Source organism: Olleya namhaensis (assembly GCF_900114005.1).
Taxonomy (GTDB): Bacteria; Bacteroidota; Bacteroidia; order Flavobacteriales; family Flavobacteriaceae; genus Olleya; species Olleya namhaensis.
In genome coordinates this window covers 1-1,398 of sequence record NZ_FORM01000027.1, presented here as the reverse complement: position 1 = coordinate 1,398, position 1,398 = coordinate 1, and the positions used below count along the sequence as shown (strand labels likewise).

Below are 1,398 nucleotides of genomic sequence, written 5' to 3'. Positions count from 1 at the left end.
AACAGGATTAGCATGTTGGGAAACTAACACTTGGGACGCAACATCTTGTGCTTGGACAACCTCAGGAACACAACCAACAGAACCAACTGGATTAGAATGTTGGGAAACTAACACTTGGGATGCAACTTCTTGTGCTTGGATAATCTCAGGAACACAACCAACTGAACCAACAGGATTAGAATGCTGGGAAACTAATACTTGGGACGCAACGTCATGTGCTTGGATTACTTCTGGAACACAACCAAATGAACCAACAGGATTAGCATGTTGGGAAAGCAATACTTGGGACGCAACTTCTTGTGCTTGGATAATCTCAGGAACACAACCAACTGAACCAACAGGATTAGAATGCTGGGAAACTAATACTTGGGACGCAACGTCATGTGCTTGGATTACTTCTGGAACACAACCAAATGAACCAACAGGATTAGCATGTTGGGAAAGCAATACTTGGGACGCAACTTCTTGTGCTTGGATAATCTCAGGAACACAACCAACTGAACCAACAGGATTAGAATGCTGGGAAACTAATACTTGGGACGCAACGTCATGTGCTTGGATTACTTCTGGAACACAACCAAATGAACCAACAGGATTAGAATGCTGGGAAAGCAATACTTGGGACGCAACATCTTGTACTTGGATAACCTCAGGATCACAACCAAATGAACCAACAGGATTAGCATGTTGGGAAACTAATACTTGGGACGCAACTTCTTGTACTTGGATAACTTCAGGAACACAACCAACTGAACCAACAGGATTAGAATGCTGGGAAACTAACACTTGGGATGCAATATCTTGCGCTTGGATAACTTCTGGAACGCAACCAAATGAACCAACTGGTTTAGCATGTTGGGAAAGTAACACTTGGGACGCAACATCTTGTGCTTGGATAATCTCAGGAACGCAACCAACCGAACCAACAGGATTAGAATGTTGGGAAACTAATACTTGGGACGCAACTTCTTGTGCTTGGATAACTTCAGGAACACAACCAACTGAACCAACAGGATTAGCATGTTGGGAAACTAATACTTGGGACGCAACTTCTTGTACTTGGATTACTTCGGGAACACAACCAACAGAACCAACAGGATTAGAATGCTGGGAAACTAATACTTGGGACGCAACATCTTGTGCTTGGGTTACTTCGGGAACACAACCAACTGAACCAACAGGATTAGCATGTTGGGAAACTAATACTTGGGACGCAACTTCTTGTGCTTGGATAACTTCAGGAACGCAACCAACCGAACCAACAGGATTAGCATGTTGGGAAAGCAATACTTGGGACGCAACTTCTTGTGCTTGGACAACCTCAGGAACACAACCAACAGAACCAACGGGATTAACATGTTGGGAAACTAATACTTGGGACGCAACTTCTTGTACTTG

Annotated in this window: 1 protein-coding gene; it reads left to right on the top strand. The window is 43.6% G+C overall.

Going from position 1 to position 1,398, the window contains the following annotated elements; translation table 11 throughout:
- Positions 1-1,398 (top strand): hypothetical protein (locus BMZ09_RS16265; protein WP_177183555.1); only part of this gene is annotated, 1,398 nt, incomplete at both ends.